This window comes from Pseudomonas sp. GV085 (assembly GCF_003050925.1).
Lineage (GTDB): Bacteria > Pseudomonadota > Gammaproteobacteria > Pseudomonadales > Pseudomonadaceae > Aquipseudomonas.
Genome location: NZ_QAOV01000007.1, coordinates 98,733 through 115,620 on the forward strand (window position 1 = coordinate 98,733; position 16,888 = coordinate 115,620).

The window sequence follows — 16,888 nt, forward strand, 5'->3', positions numbered from 1 at the left end:
TCCGACTCATGCCCCTTCTCACGTAAAAGCGACGAGCCCCAATCCGATAACCGGACAGAAATGACAAATCAGAGGGTGTTTTGTCATTTACGGGTCGGATTTAGACAATTCTGCACCCTCCCCCTCTGATCGAATTGATCCATGCGCCGCCTTCGATTCCTGCAATCTGGAAGGTCGGTCAGACGATAGGCAAACGCCCCCAACCACCGGTTGAAAATCACCAACGGTCAAACACTTTCAGAGGGTGTGCAGATGAACAACAGTGTCGTTATTGGGGAACTCACCTGGCCTGCGTATGCAGAGAAGGTCGCTGCCGGCAGCCCGATCTTTCTGCCCGTGGGTGCACTGGAACAGCATGGACATCACATGTGCATGGAAGTCGATGTGCTGCTGCCTACCGCGATATGCAAGGCGGTAGCGCAGAATGTCAGCGGCCTGGTCTTGCCTGCCCTTGCCTATGGCTACAAGTCTCAGCAGAAATCAGGCGGCGGCAACCACTTCCCGGGAACAACCAGCCTCGATGGCGCCACGCTGACCCATACCGTGCAGGACATCATCAGAGAACTTGCCCGCCATGGCGCACGCAAACTGGTGATGATGAACGGGCACTTTGAAAACTCGATGTTCATTGTCGAGGGCATAGACCTTGCCCTTCGGGAACTTCGCTACGGTGGCATCAGTGACTTCAAGGTCGTCGTGCTGTCCTATTGGGACTTCGTCAACGACCCTGCCGTCATCGAAAAGTTATATCCCGAGGGATTTCTCGGCTGGGATATCGAGCATGGCGGTATTTTCGAAACCTCTTTGATGCTGGCCCTGCACCCCGACAAGGTCGATCTGAGTCGTGCGGTTGATCATCCTCCCGCGACCTTCCCGCCTTACGACGTCTTTCCCATCATTGCCGAGCGCACGCCGGCCTGCGGAACACTGTCATCCCCTAAAGGTTCCAGTCGCGAGAAAGGCGAGCTGATTCTCGAAGTCTGTGTCTCTGGCATCAGCGCCGCTGTGCGCGAGGCTTTTGATCTGGACACCTGAAGAACACACGGACGTGCCCAAACGAGTACTCACGGTTATTGCTTCACCCTCCCCAAATAAAATAAAAAGGGTAAGTCTCATGTCCAGCAGCTCAACCTTGGCCCCAGGCCTCAAGCAGCGTCACGTCACCATGCTTTCCATTGCCGGTGCCATTGGCGCCGGCCTGTTCATCGGTTCAGGACACGCCATCGCCTCGGCGGGGCCGGCCGCCATCCTGGCGTACATTTTTTCCGGCACCCTGGTCGTGCTGGTGATGCGCATGCTGGGAGAGATGGCCGTAGCGTCGCCCGATACAGGATCGTTTTCGACCTACGCCGAGCGGGCGATGGGACGCAGCGCCGGCTTCACCATCGGCTGGCTGTACTGGTGGTTCTGGGTACTGGTCATTCCGATTGAAGCCATCGCCGCTGCCGCCATCCTGCACGCCTGGTTTCCCGCCATTCAGACCTGGGAGTTCGCCATAGCGGTCACCGGCCTGCTGACATTGACCAACCTGTTCAGTGTCGCCCGGTACGGGGAGTTCGAGTTCTGGTTCGCCATGCTCAAAGTCATCGCGGTTCTGGGGTTTATCGCGCTTGGCGCGCTTGCCCTGGTGGGCGGATTACCGGATACGACGGTGAGTGGAGTCGTTCAACTAAGTCATGAGTTCGGAGGTTTCATGCCCAATGGCATGACCGCCGTCATCGGCGCGATGCTCACCACCGTGTTCAGCTTCATGGGCACGGAAATCGTCACCATTGCCGCTGCCGAATCGCAAAACCCCGCCAAACAGATCACCCGCGCGACCAACTCCGTCGTCTGGCGAATGGGGATTTTCTATATCGTCTCGGTATTCCTCATCATCTCCATCGTCCCCTGGAACGACCCCATGCTCATGGAAGTCGGCTCTTATCAGAGGGCGCTCGAGTTGATGAACATTCCACACGCGAAAATGATCGTCGATATCGTCGTGCTGATTGCTGTCGCCAGCTGCCTCAACTCAGCCATCTATACCGCGTCACGCATGGTCTACTCCCTGAGCAAACGCGGTGATGGTCCTCGAGTACTGCAGAAGACGTCGACTTCAGGGGTGCCTTATATCGCGGTGCTGGCCAGCACCGCGGTCGGTTTTCTGACCACGGCGCTCAATTACTTTGCACCCAACGAAGTCTTCTCCTTCCTCCTGGCCAGCTCCGGTGCCGTTGCGCTGCTGGTCTATCTGGTCATCGCTGTTTCGCAACTGGTACTGCGCAAGAAGATGAATGCTTCGGGGCAACCGATCGCGTTCAAGATGTGGTTTTTCCCCTGGCTCAGCTACCTGGTCATTGCCTGCATCTTGAGCATCCTGGTGGTCATGCTGATCTTGCCGCAGCATCGCATGGAAGTTGTAGCGACAGGTGCGCTGACACTGTCCATCGTCTGTATGGGCGCAATCTTCAACTCCAGGAGGAAGACAGTGCAAGCCGTCGACATCGCACGAACCGAAAACGCTTGAAGCGCTATCCACGATAGCAACACTCATCCTCATTCACCTCTTTCCGGCCGCTCTCCACCACGGAGCTGGCCGGTTTTTTTGTTGATCACTCATGCCTGACTCCCCACGTTTTCTACGCCCCCCTTCGGCCAATCGAGACTCATGACATCTTGCGTGCGTATTCCTTTCGTCACGGTCCATTGACCGGACACACACAGTAAAATCCTGAAGCCTGTAAACAGGGCTTACAATCACAAAAACGAGATGATGTTGCCCGTATCGGCAGCTTGCCGCGGCGCATGTCACTGATGCAGTTGAGGAGCGGTAATAATGGCGAAACTCCAGGTGGTGAAACCCGCCGCAGGACGTTCGGCGAATGAACAACGACCGGTGAAAACCGTGGGTTTCCTGGTCATCCCCAACTTCACCACCATCGGCTTCGCCTCCGCCGTGGAAACACTGCGCATGGCCAACCTGGCCGCGCGCAAACCGATGTTCCGCACGATAATCATCGCCGCCAGCCTGGATCCGGTGACAGCCAGCAACGGCATGCGCATCCTGCCTGACCATACCATCACCGATGCACCCAGACTCGACATGCTGTTCGTTGTCGGATCAAACCCGATCGTCTCCAATCACGGCAGCCGACCACTACTCAATTGGCTACGCAAGCTGGCGCATGATCAGGTACCACTGGGTGGGATCTGCACCGGCAGCCACTTGTTGGCGCGCGCCGATCTGCTCAAGGGCTATCGCTGCACGATTCACTGGGAAGACATCGAAGCACTGAAAGAGCGTTTTCCGGGGATCATCATTTCCAACCAGTTGTTCGAGCTGGACCGTGATCGCTACACCTGCTCCGGTGGCGTGGCCTCCATGGACATGACCCTGCAGTTGATCGCCCGCGAACCGGGTGGTCGCGATATCGCAGCCCATGCGGCCGAGTTGTTGTTGTGTGATCGGGTACGCAATGCACAGGAACAACAGCGTGTGCCATTGCGGCAAAAGCTGGGCACCTCGCAGCCCAAGCTCAGCCAGATGGTGGCGATCATGGAAGCCAATCTCGAGGAGCCGGTGGGCCTTGAGGAACTCGCGCGGTTGAACGAGGTGTCGGTGCGCCAGCTCGAACGCCTGTTTCACAAGCATCTGCAGCGCACGCCGAGTCAGTATTACCTTGAATTGCGTCTTGCACGGGCACGTCAATTATTGCTGCGCAGCGAATCGCAGGTACGTGATATCGCCCTCGCCTGCGGCTTCGTTTCGCCTGCGCATTTCTCCAAATGCTACAGCCGTTTCTTTGGCGTATCGCCGATGGGTGAGCGCAAGCAGGTAGCGGCGGTGCATTGATTGAATGACCTCATCGCGAGCGGGCTCGCTCCCACGGTTGACCGTGTTGTCCAGGCGGACGCGGTTCAATGTGGGAGCGAGCCCGCTCGCGAAGGCATCTATGAAATCACCGGATGGAGATCAGTCCTGCAACGCCTTATGCGCCGTTTCCCGGCTCGCCAGCATGGCAATCAATGCCACCGCCGCTGCCGCCAGCAGATACCAGGCCGGGGCCATTTTGTTGCCGGTCAGTTGAATCAGCCAGGTCGCGATAAACGGCGCGGTGCCACCAAACACCGCGTTGGCGATGTTGAAACTGAAGGCAAAACCACTGAAGCGGACGCGGGTGGGAAATATCTCGGCGAGGAAGCACGGCAAGGTGCCGTCGTTCATCGCCAGGATCGCGCCGAAAGCAATCTGGATCATCAGAATCACCATCAGCGGCTGATTCTCCAACATCCCGAACAGAGGAAATGTCAGCGCCAGGAACAATATTGAAGCGCTCAGCAGCATGGTTTTGCGTCCGAACCGATCCGACAGTTTGCCCATCAGAAAGATCAGCCCGATGTAAGTCGCCAGCGATACCGTGGATGCCAGGAACGAATCACTTTCGCTCATGCCCATTTCGGTGGACAGGTAGGTCGGCATGTAGCTGAGCAACAAGTAGAACGCCACCGCATTCAGGCAGGTCGCGCCGATCCCGATCATCACACTGCGTCGGTGCACGGTCAGCAATTCGCGAACCGGAGCGTGGGTTGCGCATTCCTTTGCTTCAAGGCGTTTTTCCATCTCCAGGAACTTGGGCGTGTCTTGCAGACTCATGCGGATGTAACGCCCCACGAGCCCAAATGGCGCTGCCAGCAGAAAGGGTAAACGCCAGCCCCAGCTGTGCAGATCCTCGACACTCATCCACGCATGCAGGCCGGCGACAAAGACCGCGCCGAAGAGCAAACCTGCCGCCGTACTCGCCGGGACAATGCTGGTGTACAAACCGCGTTTACCCTCGGGCGCATACTCGGCGAGAAAGGCCGAGGCCCCGGCGTATTCACCTGAAGCGGAAAAGCCCTGGAACAAGCGAATCAGCAACAGCAAGGCCGGTGCCCACAGGCCGATATGGTTGTAGGTCGGCAGGATGCCGATGCAAAAGGTCGAGATCGACATGATCAGAATCGACCAGGACAGCGCACTACGCCGCCCGTATTTGTCACCGAAGTGGCCCCAGACCAGTCCCCCCAGCGGGCGGACGATAAACGACAGCGCAAACACGGCGAACGTCGCCAGTAGCGCGGTCGTCTTGTCGGTTTGCGGAAAAAACGTGAGCGCGATGACGGTTGCCAGGTAGCCGTAGGCCGCATAGTCGAACCACTCGACGAAATTGCCCATGAAGCTGGCACTGGCCGCGCGCCGCAGGGCCTTGCGCTCGGCGGTCTGTTCAAGTTTCTGCGCCAGGGTCGGCGTCAGGCTTGCGCTTTGGGTGCTCATTGGGCACCTCCGGTGTCAGAGGTGTGGTGATCGAAACGAAGAGTCGAGGCGTAGAACATGACAAAACCCTCTATTGTTTTACTTGGCAGGGTCAAGGCTCGGTAAATGCTGCGCGCTATTTAGTGCGCATGCATTGTTTTGTTCCGGTTTATCTCAGCCACCGGGAAGATTTTTCGCCACTCGTCAAAGCAAAACGCCGCACAGGTTCACTGTGCGGCGCGGGATCTTACTTCTTGATGATGTTGTGTTCCGGGCCATACGGGAACTTGGTGATGTTTTCCCCACCCTGTTCGTTGACAATCAGGATGTCGTGTTCACGATACCCGCCGGCACCCGGAAGGCCCTCGGGCAGCATGATCATCGGTTCGATGGACACCACCATCCCTGGCTCCAGCACCGTGTCGATGTCTTCGCGCAATTCCAGCCCGGCTTCGCGCCCGTAGTAATGGCTCAGCGTACCGAAGGAGTGGCCGTAGCCGAAGGTGCGGTATTGCAGCAGATCGTGTTCCAGGAAAATCTCGTTCAGTTGCAGCGCGATATCGCAGCAGCGCATGCCTGGCTTGATCAGCTTCAGACCCGCCTCGTGCACTTTGACGTTAACTTCCCATAAGCGCAGATGCTCATCGGAGCAGTGGTCCAGGAACAAGGTACGTTCCAGTGCGGTGTAGTAACCGGCAATCATCGGGAAGCAGTTAAGGCTGAGGATGTCACCCTTGTTGACCTTGCGCGACGTGACCGGGTTATGCGCACCATCGGTGTTGATACCGGACTGGAACCAGGTCCAGGTGTCCATCAGTTCGGAATCCGGGAAAGTGCGAGCGATTTCACGCACCATCGCCTGAGTGGCATGCAGGGCAACTTCGTATTCTGGCACCTGATCACGCAAGGCTTCGACGATGGCCGCACCGCCGATGTCCGCGATGCGCGCGCCATGGCGAATGATCGCGTGTTCTTCGGCGGACTTGATCATGCGCATACGCATGCACGGTGCGGCGATATCCACCAGCTCAGCCTGCGGATAGCGGCTGGCGAGTTTATCGCGATTGAGCAAGTTCAGATGATCGAACTCGATGCCGATGCGCCCGGCCTTGGGCAAGGCCTGCTGGATTGCGACGAAGTAGTTGTCGCGCTGCCAGTCGGTGTAGACGATGTTTTCAGTGCCGACGGTACGGCGCCATGGCTGACCGCCATCGATGTTGGCGCTGATGGTCACGGCGCTGTCCTGGGTCACGACCAGCGCGTACTGACGCCCGAAGGAGCAGTACAGGAAATCGCTGTAGTAGTTGATGTTGTGATAAGACGTGAAGACTGCCGCGTCAATATTGTTCTGCGCCAGATAAGCCCGCAATTTGGCCTGGCGGTTGGCATATTCCTGAGCCGAGAACGTCGGATTCACTTTTTCGCCGTTCTTGATCTGGATGGTTTTCGGCATTTGCATGTCATTTATCCTTGTCATTGTTTGAGCAACAGAAGGCGCCAATCTGGCGAGCCGCTGAAGATCATTCGAACAGATGCAAGGTGAGGTTTTTTGTGCGAATCCGACCTGTAGTTGGTCATACCCGCTGTTTGCGAATGTGGTTGCCGAGCCCCCTGGCAGAAACAAAAATGCCCCCGGCAAGCGCGGTAAAAGCCGCTTGGCGGGGGCATTGGCAAAGGACAACGCAGTCAGTGCGCGAGCGTGCTTGCTCGCGATGTGGCCGGTGCGTTCAACATTGCTACCCGCTGATTCTGCGCCTTCGTGAGCAAGCTCGCGCCCATATGATCGCGAGGGTGTGCTCCGAAGTATTGGCGATAGCAGCGCGAGAAATGTTGCACCGAGACGAAACCGCACTCCCCGGCGACATCTGACAAGGAATGTTCACCGGCCCGCAACAACTGGCGCGCCTGTTGCAGCCGCAAGTCCAGGTAGTGTCGGGACGGCGAACAACCCAGACTGCGCTTGAACAGCCGTTCCAGATGTCGCCGGGAAATGCCCATGGTGTCGGCCAGTTCGTCGATACCCAGCGTTCGGCGCAAGTGCTCGTTCATCAATGCCAGTGTTGCTTGAAGTTTTTCCGGGGCGTCATGCAAGGGAAGTAGCGGCCGGGCCTGGCGTGCTGCATGTTTTTCCATCCGCAGTATCAGACCACGACCGTGGGTCCGGGCGAGAAGCTCGTGCATCAACCCTTGAACGGCCTGCGGGCCGACGCAGGTCAGACGTTGGCGATCGACACAGAACGGTGCCGCTACCGGCGTCAACTCGCGCAAAGCAGCAAAAGTCAGTGTTGGGGTGGGCTGCGGCAAGCTGCAACGGAAACCATCCAGCGCGCCAATCTGCGCCAGTAGCCAACCGGCCTTACCCAACGCCCCCAGGCTGATCGGTTGCCTCGCCCAGTGGTTCAGCTGCTGGAGCAAGTCTGGATTTTCAGTTTGAAGTTGCAGGTTATCCCCACCGCAGAGGATTAATACATCGAACGTTTGTGCCTGATCCAGTCGTGCGGTGGCGGTTGCGATGCCGTTGCTGGCGTTCAGTTGCTGTCCGTCCAGGCTAAGCATTTGCCATTGGCAAACATTGCACCCCGCCAACTGATTGGCCTGGCGCAATGGCTCCAGCGCATTGGCAAGGGCATACAAATCGAAGGCTTCCATCAACCAGAAACCAATACGCAGCATCGGCGGTTGTGGCCGGCCAGACTCGGTCAATTGCAGCATGTTCCACTCCCCCGCAGGTCAAGATACTCGACAAACAAAGCCCCGGCACGCATCGGGCCGACGGTATGGGAGATGGAGGGGCCGACACCCATCTTGAACAAGTCAAAAACACTGATAGCCATCGTCGATCTCCGCGCCGCATCAAAGGTGTCAGGAATTCACCCGATTGTCGGCGTCAGGAATCATCAAGGCGTGTCAGATATCGACTCCTAAGTGTTCGTCACTACCAAGGGCGAACTGGATGTGTTGCTCGCACTAGCCTTGCAGACAAACTTACCTGAACTGACCCTCAATTTTTTCCACCACGCGGCTCATCGACGGCAAGACATCATCGATCCGATAGATCTTCGCTCGCATTCCTTGTATTACTTAACCAGCTTCAAACTTTCAGCATCAGACTTGACTGTTTCAATGCCGTCCATTTCCCGGGCAACGAGATCCTCGTAGCGCTCTCTCTGGCGCACGACTTGATAGTGCTCGCCCATGACCACCACTTCAGCCGGACGAACTTTCGAGTTGTACTGGCTGGCCATGCTCATCGCGTAGGCACCCGCTGAAAAAATGGCCAGGGTGTCATGTTCCGAAAGCGTCGGCAGCGGACGCGACAACGCGAAAAAATCCCCTGTTTCACAAATCGGCCCAACCACATCCACCGGCGACAATGCCCCGTCTGGCCAGGGTTGCGAAGGATTGGTCGCGTGCGTCCAGTGTCCGTTGAAGTGGCCGTATCGGATCGGCCACATGGCATGGTGGGCACCGTACAGTGTGGGCCTGAGCAAAATGTTCATGCCGGCATCGACAATGACAATCTGACGGTCCCAGCCATCCTTGATGTATTCGACGCCAGTCAACAGCACGCCGGCATTGGCGCTGATCGAGCGACCGGGTTCGATCACGAACCGCAGGCCGCGCGCCTTGAGTCCCTTAAGCCGGTGAGAAATGACGCGGCCCATTTCCTGCAACGAAATGCTATCGGAATGGGAGGCCTCGTATATGGCTGGAAAACCACCACCGATATTGATCGTATCGACTGTGCCGCCCGCCTGTTCCACCTCATCCAACAACGTCTCGATGACCTCAATGCAAGCCAGGTAAGAAGCGCTGTCATGGATAGGCGAGCCAATGTGCGCATGGATTCCGACAACGTCGACGTTGCTGTACAAACCCTTTGCGTAAAGCCGCGCCGAACGCGTCACCGGAATGCCGAATTTGGTTTGGCGTCCACCTGTAGATGTTTTTTGTGGGGTATCACGGTCAGCAACGTCGGGATTGATCCGAATAGAAACCCTGGGCCTGCAGCCGCACTGACCCGCAATAGCATCGATCCTTGCCAGTTCCCCCTCAGACTCGACATTGAACTGATAGACGCCTGCCTCCAGTGCATATTTGATTTCTTGCGCAGACTTGCCCACCCCGGCAAATACAATGGTTTCGGGGCGAGCACCGGCCAGCAGGGCTCGATAGATTTCGCCACCACTGACGACGTCCAGACCCGCGCCGTGCTCCACCAGAAACTTCAGGATGCTCAAGTTGCTGCAGCTTTTGACTGAAAAACAAATCAGCGGGTCAATCAGAAAAAAAGCATCACGCATGTTTTGCAAGTGCGACGCCAAGGTACTCAATGAATAAACAAACAAGGGTGTACCCAACTTTTCAGCCAGGCTGTCCAGGTTCACCCCTTCGGCATGCAGAACACCTTGTTTGTAGCTGAAACCGTCCATTCGAACCTCTCTGAAAAACCCGGCAGTAAAATAGTCATTGCATGTTTTTTAATGTCAGTCATGCGGGAGGCGTCGCCAATTCAATTCAACCTGCCGCTCTCGTACAAATAAGCACCAATAATCCAGAGCATTTGCTTAAGTGCTGAACTTGCTTGCTGGCTATTATCTGCAACGTACATTCAGATTAAAAATATCAATTTACTCATAATCGATTCATATCTGATATGGTTAACCCCTCCCCATCACCGAGGCAAGGATCGCCATGGCAACGCTGAACTTCAGGCATATCGAGATATTCTGGGCGGTCATGACGACAGGTAGCGCGACAGCCGCCGCAGCCCTGCTGCGCACCTCACAGCCGACAATCAGCCGAGAACTGGGCAGGCTTGAGTCGGTGACCCAGTTGACGTTGTTCAAACGCGCCAATGCCAAATTGATCCCGACCGAACAAGCGCTGATGCTCTTTGACGAAGTCAAAAGGGCTTATTTTGGCCTTGAGCGGATAGCCAAAGCGGCTGACGCCATTCGCCAGTACAAGCACGGGCAGATCACCATCGTTTGCCTGCCTGCTTTCTCCCAGGCCGTGGCGCCCACTGTCTGTAAACATTTCCTCGATCAATACCCCAGCGTGGGAGTCAGCATCACTCCCCAGGACTCTCCCCTGCTCAACGAGTGGCTTTCTTCACAGCGCTTTGATCTGGGGCTTATCGAGGACACTATTGCCCCTCGCGGCACAGACCTGGAGACCATCTTCACGTCGGACATTGTCTGCATCTTGCCCACCGACCACCGACTGTGTGAAAAAGCCGTCCTGTTCCCCGAGGACTTTGAAGGCGAACACTTTATTTCTCTGGCAACCAACGACCCCTATCGCAACAAGATCGACAGTTTTTTCGACAGCCTCGGAATCAACAGACAGTTGGTGGTTGAAACGCACAGCGCAGCGGCAGTCTGCGCGACGGTGGCCCTAGGGGTCGGCATTGCAATCATCAACCCGCTCACAGCACTGGCCTACGCCAAACTTGGGCTGAAAATTCGCGGGCTGTCACTTTCCATTCCGTACACCGTCAGTGTTGTTCGCCCGCAGCACCGCCCCTATTCGCCGCTGGTCGACAACTTCATCAGCTCATTGAGGCATTGCTGCCAGGTGCTGACCCGTCAGCTCCAATCAATCACTGACAGCGCAAACAGACCGCACCCAGACCAGTGACAACTCACCCGGTCATATCGAAGCGAGCCTTGGAGAAAACCGGGGCGGCATGGGGTCGCGCACCGTCGCGGAGTTCGTCACCAACTGCGGCTGGGACTGCGTATTGAACTGCCTGGATCGCGGGATCAGCAGGCTGCCGCATGAAGCAGATCTGCCTCAGCCAGCCAATGTTCCCTGGATGGCTGTGGAGCGCAAGACAGTCGCCTGCCCAGCTCTATCTCGTCCGAGCGACTACAACGCTCAAGACTGGAGCAGCGCCCTCAGTTGCTCTGGAACCTCAATCACTTCCCTGGTGACCGGCGAGATGCAAACGTGTGTAAGGCTAGAAGTAAATGCCATGACATCTGGCGCTACATTACCCTCGACTAGAAATGTGAACGAGTGAAGCCCAATACTGGAAACACTTACCTTCATGGAAAGTTCGTCATCCCAAGTGACCGGATGAAGAAACTCTAGCGAGAAGGCCCTTGCTGGAGGCAGTAGGTTAAAACCTAGCAGGGTTCTTAATCCGGGACCGGAAAGCCAGACCGTAAGGGCATCATGAATGGCCTCGACAACGAAATACGAAAACCTGGGTGTATAGACAATCCCCTCCGGATCACAGTCGCCGAACAATACCTTTCTCTTAATAGTCACTGAGTTCGGCACAAGATCAATCCTTAATATTGAGTGACAGAGCTCAAACAACCACGTCGCAGCGCCTGTTTGTCCGGGGTAGACGATACCTCCCTCTCATCTCTAATGCATAGCCGCTATAGCGGCAAGGATGAAGTCATGCCTGAATAAAGGAACGGCCGATCTTGTTCTCGGCCCCGGAGAACGGTTCTCTTTAAAGCCATCACGCCGTTTCATCGGCTTTGGATACGCAACTTAAATCTTTTTACATAACTGAAAGAAATAAACGATCTAACCAGTACCGACTTATTTCTCTTCTCCGCCGGGAGACGGACCATACGCCCCCCTATTATGTAAAAACTCGAGAGACTTCAACGTCTCTTGCTTCTCCGTAATCACCGACAGCCTGGTAATCCCCGCCCCCGCGCTCGTATTCGCGCAGAATCCGGACGGCCGAGAACACCAACACAAGGAGCAGGGCTGGCAGCGCGCCAGAACCCAATTCGACGAACATGGATCAACCTCCTCGCGGTGGCGTTTCATCCGATGCAATGACCTCCAGCATCAAACCCGTGCGCGCCACCACCCGGACCTGTTGGCCCAGGTGCAGGGGCGAGCGGCTCTGAACTTGCCATCTTTCGCCCTGCAGTTGCACCCAGCCGCTCATCGGCAGACCCGGCAGCAGCCCCGTCACCGTAGCCAGGCTGCCGACCAAGCCCGCATCGCCGCTGACCAGGGCACGGCGTCGGGCCTTGAGCGCCATGCCGACCAGAGTCATCAGCAACAGGGCGCTGATCAGTGCCATGCTGATGATCAGCGCCAACGGAATGCCGAAACCCGGTACATCGGTGTCCATCAAAATCACTGCGCCGACTACAAAGGCAACCACCCCACCCAAGCCGATTACACCGAAACTCGGTAGAAACGCCTCGGCGATCATGAAGGCGATCCCCAGCAGAATCAGTCCGACCCCGGCGTAATTCACGGGCAACAGTTGCAGGGCATACAGCCCCAGCAACAGGCAGATGCCACCGAGTACCCCTCCGACGCCTGATCCCGGGCTCATGAATTCGAATATCAGGCCATAGACCCCGAACATGATCAGCAGCAATGCCACGCTGGGGTTTGTGATCACCACCAACAGTTGTGTGCGCCAATCAGGCGCTTGGTCGATGAGCGTAGCCCCGGCGGTGTTCAGCCTCAACGTTTGACCGGCGACATTCAGGTTCTTACCGTCCAGCTGCTTGAGCAGGTCTGCCACGTCATTGGCCACATAATCGACCACCTTGAGTTTGAGCGCTTCGTCGGCCGACAAGCTGAGCGATTCACGTACCGCTTGTTCGGCCCAGTCGGCATTGCGTCCGCGCAATTGCGCAAGACCACGGATGTAAGCCGCCGCATCATTGATCTGTTTTCGAGTCATGGTGTCTCGTAGCTCAGGCGGAGAATTCTTGTCAGTGGTGGGTGAGCGAGGTGGTTCGGGTGCGGTCCCGGGTAGGCCGCCGATCTGCACCGGCGTAGCGGCGCCCAGGTTGGTACCCGGGGTCATGGCGGCAATGTGGCTGGCATACAAAATATAGGTGCCGGCGCTGGCCGCGCGTGCGCCACTAGGGGCAACGAAACTGGCCACTGGCAGGGGGCTGGCCAGAATCGCCTTGATGATCGAGCGCATCGAAGTGTCCAGCCCGCCGGGGGTGTCGAGGTTGATGACCACCAACTGTGCGCCCTCGGTCACCGCACGTATCAAGCCGCGTTCCACGTAGTCGGCACTGGCCGGACCAATAGCATCGTTGACGGTCAGAATCACGACACTGCCCGCAGCCGACACCGTCGTCGAAACCGTCGGTAGCCAGACCAGCATCATTACCAAAAGCAGGCGGCGCCACCAGTGACTGTTCACGGGACCCTCCCAGGAGCGGGTTCGGCAGTCTTCAGCCTTCACTTAAAGCGTAGTTGAGTCAGCCATAGGCGATACAGGCGCGGCGGTCAATGCAGGGCACGTGCCAGAACTGTTCGCCAGGATCTCATGTCACCCTACTGTGCCTCTTGGAGGGAAAATGGTGTACCAAAACAATCTGGACTCTACGGGCTGAACTGGATGTTGCGTAGGAGCGTGTTTTTCGCGCCGACTTTGATTGCCGCATCTGCACGAAAGTGTTTTTACACAGCCTCGGCCAGTAGCGGACGGTCACTGTGAGCCGGTAAACACCGCTTGCCAGTCAACGTCATTCCGCGAGGACCATGATGAAGTGGACGACAACATTGGAAATATAAAGAGCGAGGGATCAACGCAACTTCAGCGGATCGACCATCTGCGCCGCGATGGCCATGCCCACCAGTTCCGGCAACGTGTTGGCCTGCATGCGTTTCATGACGCGCGCGCGATACAGATCAACGGTTTTTGCGCTCACGCCCAGTTGCTCCGCGATTTCGCGGGTGGTGTACCCCTGCACCAGCGGTAACATGACATCGCGCTCGCGCGGGGTCATGCTCAGCAAGCGCGCCTGCAAGGCTTCGTGACCCTGGTTGCCCGAACGGTTGGCGGCACAGTTGCTGAGCGCCTGTTGCACGCTGTCCAGCAACAGCTGCTCGTTGTAGGGCTTCTCGATAAAGTCATGGGCACCGGCCTTGAACGCGCGCACTACGATCGGCACATCCGCATGCCCGCTGACGAAGATGATCGGCAGGTTCAGTTGGCGCACACGCATTTCCTCCTGCACGTTCAAGCCGCCCATACCGGGCATGCGCACGTCGAGCAACACGCAGGCATCGAGGCTTGCATCGCAGGCATCGAGGAACGCGACGCCACTGGTAAACGGCAAAGCCTTGAGGCCGACCGACTCCAACAACCAGACCGTCGATTCGAGCATGCCCTGGTCATCATCGACCACGTACACAACCTGCTCCGTTACACCTGCCATTACCTGATTCCTATTGTTGTTGTTTTGTCGGGCCGGCCAGCGGCAAGCGGCAACACATCAGCAGCCCGACGGGCTGACGCCGGGCATTCAGTTCGCCACCGAAACCTTCGATAATGCTGCGGCTCATGGACAGACCGAGCCCCAGACCATCGGCCTTGCTGGTGTAGAACGGGGTAAATATCTGTTCCAGTTCCGGCTCGCTGACGCCTGGCCCCTGGTCTCGCACACGGATTTCCACGCAGGCGCCACTGCCCTGCTCCACGGTCATCACGATCTGCGAAGGTAGCCCGGGATGTTGCTCACGGTTGGCGTCGATGGCATTGCGCAACAAATTGAGCAGAACCTGTTCCAGCAACACGCGGTCGGCATAAACGGGTGGCAGATTATCCGGCAGTCGATCCTCGATTGTCACTTGGCAATTACTCGCCTCCCAGGCACACAAGCGCACGGCTTCGCGGGCGACGTCAGTCAAGTTCAGCGCCTGCATGCGCCGCTGTCCCTTGCGCAAAAAGGAGCGCAAACGCCGGATCACTTCGGAGGCGTGGGTGGCGTGATGGGTAATGCGTTCCAGGCCCTGGGTCACTCTGGCAGCGGCCTGGGGATTGGAATCCAGTGTCTGTAGATAGCGCTGGCTCGCATTCGCATAATTGACCACGGCAGCCAGCGGCTGGTTGATTTCGTGGGCGATCCCCGAGGCCAGTTCACCGAGGGTAACCAACCGTGCGGTGTGTGCCAGCTCATCCTGATGACGGCGCTGTTGCACTTCCCGCAGCTCGCGTTCAGTCATGTCGCGCGCGACCAATGAGTAATATCGCTCGCCCCCGGCGGAACGGTGCGCCAGCAGTACCAGCGACACCGGCACCGATGTGCCGCCACCCGGTGGTTGCAACCGCGCATCGGTGCTCCAGACACCGTCGCGCTCGGCGCTCTGCCAGCCATCGCGTTGCAGACGCGCAAGGTCGCCGCTGGCGAACAACGCGGCCAGGGACGGCATGGGTTGTTGCTCATCAATCCCGAGGATCCGGCGCGCGGCTGGATTGAGGTAAGTGACCTGGCCCTCGGGGGCGATGAACAACACCGGATCGATGTTGGCCTCGACCACTTCGGCCAGGCGTCGCTTGTTCTCCTCGGCCTGCACTCGGGCGGTGATGTCCCGGGATACGCTGACGACTTCTACCACCGTCCCGGTGTAGGTTTCCCGGATCGCCCGGCTGGCAGTTTCGAACCACAGGTAATGGCCGTCGCGATGGCGGATGCGATAAGTCATGGTGTGATAGCCATCCTGCTCCAGCGCATCACGCGCGCGCTGCACCAGACCGGCCAGATCCTGGCCATGAAACAGGCCCTGGGCCAATTGCCCGCGCAACTCTTCGGGCCAGTAACCAAGCAAGGTCCAGGATGCCGGGGACGCATCGATAACGTGCCCATCCGGCGTGTGACGGGAAATCAGGTCGGTCGTGTTTTCGATGATCAGCCGGTACAGCCGCCGTGCGGTGGCCGCTTCACGCTCCGCCAGCACTTGGGCCGTGGCGTCGCGGCAACGGGCGAGCACTCGGTTGTCCTGGGGGTCGGGGATGAACGTCCAGATCAGGATCTGCGCTTCAAACTGAGCCTCGACGCCTTCGATGGCGCGTTGCTGGTCCAGGCAGGCACGCACCAGCACCCGATGATTGACCGGTAAAAAACCCAACACATCGGTCAGCGATTTCTCGGCGAGCAGTGCCATCAGTGCCGCGTTGAACTCCAGCGGTCGACCTTGTGCATCGAGCAACAGGCTCGGTTGTGGATCGTGGCCCAGCAGCGGCGAACCACGCAGCATGCCGTTGACGCTGCTCAGCAGCGTCGTCAGCAAATCCTGCACCCAGCCCAGCCAATCGAGACTCACGCCCTCGCACACCTGCACCAGCAACAACCCCGGCTGCCCCGGCTGCAAGGCCAGATCGAATACCTGGCCATGGCTGATCGCGGCCCGCCGCAACCGGCCGGACAACCAGCAATCGAGTTGACGGACTTGAGACAGGTCCAGGCGCCCTGCCTCGACCAGATGCTCGAAGAGCAACTGGTCGCTGGCCTGCGCCGGGTCGCCAAGTCCCGGCGGAAAATGCTGGGCGGTGCCCTCGTGGCTGTAGATCCGCGCATTGGGCTGCCAACTCAGGTAAACCGCCCGCTGCACCTCGGGGCAATCCTGCAGCGCCCGACACAACGCATCGGCCCGGGCGGCCAGAGACACGCCCTCGCGCTGCAGGCGCAACCAACTGTGCAATCGAACGGGAGTCAGGATCATTGCGGGTCCACTTCGTCAGGGAAACCAAGCATATACCAGCCTTGGAGGGCTGGCGGCGGCGATTTGGAGTCAAAAGAATAAAATATAGTATATATACTATATGACATAGGTTGTACTTCCATATTCACAGCAGAATGTTATATAAGGTAA

At 57.7% G+C, this 16,888-nt stretch carries 13 protein-coding genes and 1 pseudogene; 4 read left to right on the plus strand and 10 right to left on the minus strand.

Annotated elements, in window-relative coordinates:
* Nucleotides 1-252 precede the first annotated feature (252 nt).
* From C8K63_RS16345 to C8K63_RS16355, 3 genes are all read left to right on the plus strand, one after another.
* Nucleotides 253-1,035: a creatininase gene (locus C8K63_RS16345; RefSeq protein WP_108217665.1), complete on the plus strand. Its 783-nt coding sequence runs from the start codon at nt 253-255 to the stop codon at nt 1,033-1,035.
* 79 nt (nt 1,036-1,114) lie between these two features.
* Complete coding sequence (gene gabP / locus C8K63_RS16350; RefSeq protein ID WP_108217666.1) at nt 1,115-2,509, plus strand: GABA permease; 1,395 nt, start codon at nt 1,115-1,117, stop codon at nt 2,507-2,509.
* Between the two features lie 309 nt (nt 2,510-2,818).
* Nucleotides 2,819-3,835 (plus strand): GlxA family transcriptional regulator, encoded by a 1,017-nt coding sequence (locus tag C8K63_RS16355; RefSeq protein ID WP_108217667.1) that lies wholly within the window; start codon nt 2,819-2,821, stop codon nt 3,833-3,835.
* Between the two features lie 120 nt (nt 3,836-3,955).
* On the opposite strand, the gene C8K63_RS16360 is transcribed toward C8K63_RS16355, so the two are convergent.
* The 5 genes and pseudogenes from C8K63_RS16360 to lysA all read right to left on the minus strand — a co-directional run bounded on the left by C8K63_RS16360 (nt 3,956) and on the right by lysA (nt 9,708).
* The gene (locus tag C8K63_RS16360; RefSeq protein WP_108217668.1) at nt 3,956-5,296 is read right to left on the minus strand and encodes an MFS transporter; all 1,341 of its coding nucleotides are present in this window, start codon (nt 5,294-5,296) and stop codon (nt 3,956-3,958) included.
* Between the two features lie 226 nt (nt 5,297-5,522).
* A complete protein-coding gene (locus tag C8K63_RS16365) occupies nt 5,523-6,734 on the minus strand; it encodes a M24 family metallopeptidase (RefSeq protein ID WP_108217669.1) in 1,212 nt (403 codons plus the stop codon).
* A 227-nt stretch (nt 6,735-6,961) separates the two neighbouring features.
* On the minus strand, nt 6,962-7,987 hold the full coding sequence (locus C8K63_RS16370; protein ID WP_108217670.1) for a GlxA family transcriptional regulator: 1,026 nt from the start codon (nt 7,985-7,987) through the stop codon (nt 6,962-6,964).
* 11 nt (nt 7,988-7,998) lie between these two features.
* Nucleotides 7,999-8,109 (minus strand): annotated as a pseudogene (locus tag C8K63_RS16375) (serine dehydratase beta chain); the annotation flags it as partial.
* A gap of 243 nt (nt 8,110-8,352) precedes the next feature.
* Nucleotides 8,353-9,708, minus strand: a complete 1,356-nt coding sequence (gene lysA, locus C8K63_RS16380) for a diaminopimelate decarboxylase (RefSeq protein WP_108217671.1) — start codon at nt 9,706-9,708, stop codon at nt 8,353-8,355.
* Nucleotides 9,709-9,970: 262 nt separating this feature from the next.
* On the opposite strand from lysA, the gene C8K63_RS16385 reads away from it, so the two are divergent.
* Nucleotides 9,971-10,918 carry a LysR family transcriptional regulator gene (locus C8K63_RS16385; RefSeq protein ID WP_108217672.1) on the plus strand — a complete coding sequence of 316 codons (948 nt, stop codon included), beginning with the start codon at nt 9,971-9,973 and terminating at the stop codon, nt 10,916-10,918.
* A gap of 240 nt (nt 10,919-11,158) precedes the next feature.
* Here the strand turns inward: C8K63_RS16385 and C8K63_RS16390 are convergent, their stop codons facing one another.
* The 5 genes from C8K63_RS16390 to C8K63_RS16405 form a co-directional block, all read right to left on the minus strand.
* Nucleotides 11,159-11,566 carry a thioesterase family protein gene (locus tag C8K63_RS16390; RefSeq protein WP_108217673.1) on the minus strand — a complete coding sequence of 136 codons (408 nt, stop codon included), beginning with the start codon at nt 11,564-11,566 and terminating at the stop codon, nt 11,159-11,161.
* A 316-nt stretch (nt 11,567-11,882) separates the two neighbouring features.
* Nucleotides 11,883-12,047, minus strand: coding sequence for a hypothetical protein (locus tag C8K63_RS31110; RefSeq protein ID WP_305889177.1), 165 nt, complete (start codon nt 12,045-12,047; stop codon nt 11,883-11,885).
* Between the two features lie 3 nt (nt 12,048-12,050).
* Nucleotides 12,051-13,433, minus strand: a complete 1,383-nt coding sequence (locus C8K63_RS16395; protein WP_108217674.1) for a nodulation protein NfeD — start codon at nt 13,431-13,433, stop codon at nt 12,051-12,053.
* A gap of 385 nt (nt 13,434-13,818) precedes the next feature.
* Nucleotides 13,819-14,454 carry a response regulator transcription factor gene (locus tag C8K63_RS16400; protein ID WP_108217675.1) on the minus strand — a complete coding sequence of 212 codons (636 nt, stop codon included), beginning with the start codon at nt 14,452-14,454 and terminating at the stop codon, nt 13,819-13,821.
* 10 nt (nt 14,455-14,464) lie between these two features.
* Nucleotides 14,465-16,738 (minus strand): PAS domain S-box protein, encoded by a 2,274-nt coding sequence (locus C8K63_RS16405; protein WP_108217676.1) that lies wholly within the window; start codon nt 16,736-16,738, stop codon nt 14,465-14,467.
* Nucleotides 16,739-16,888 lie beyond the last annotated feature (150 nt).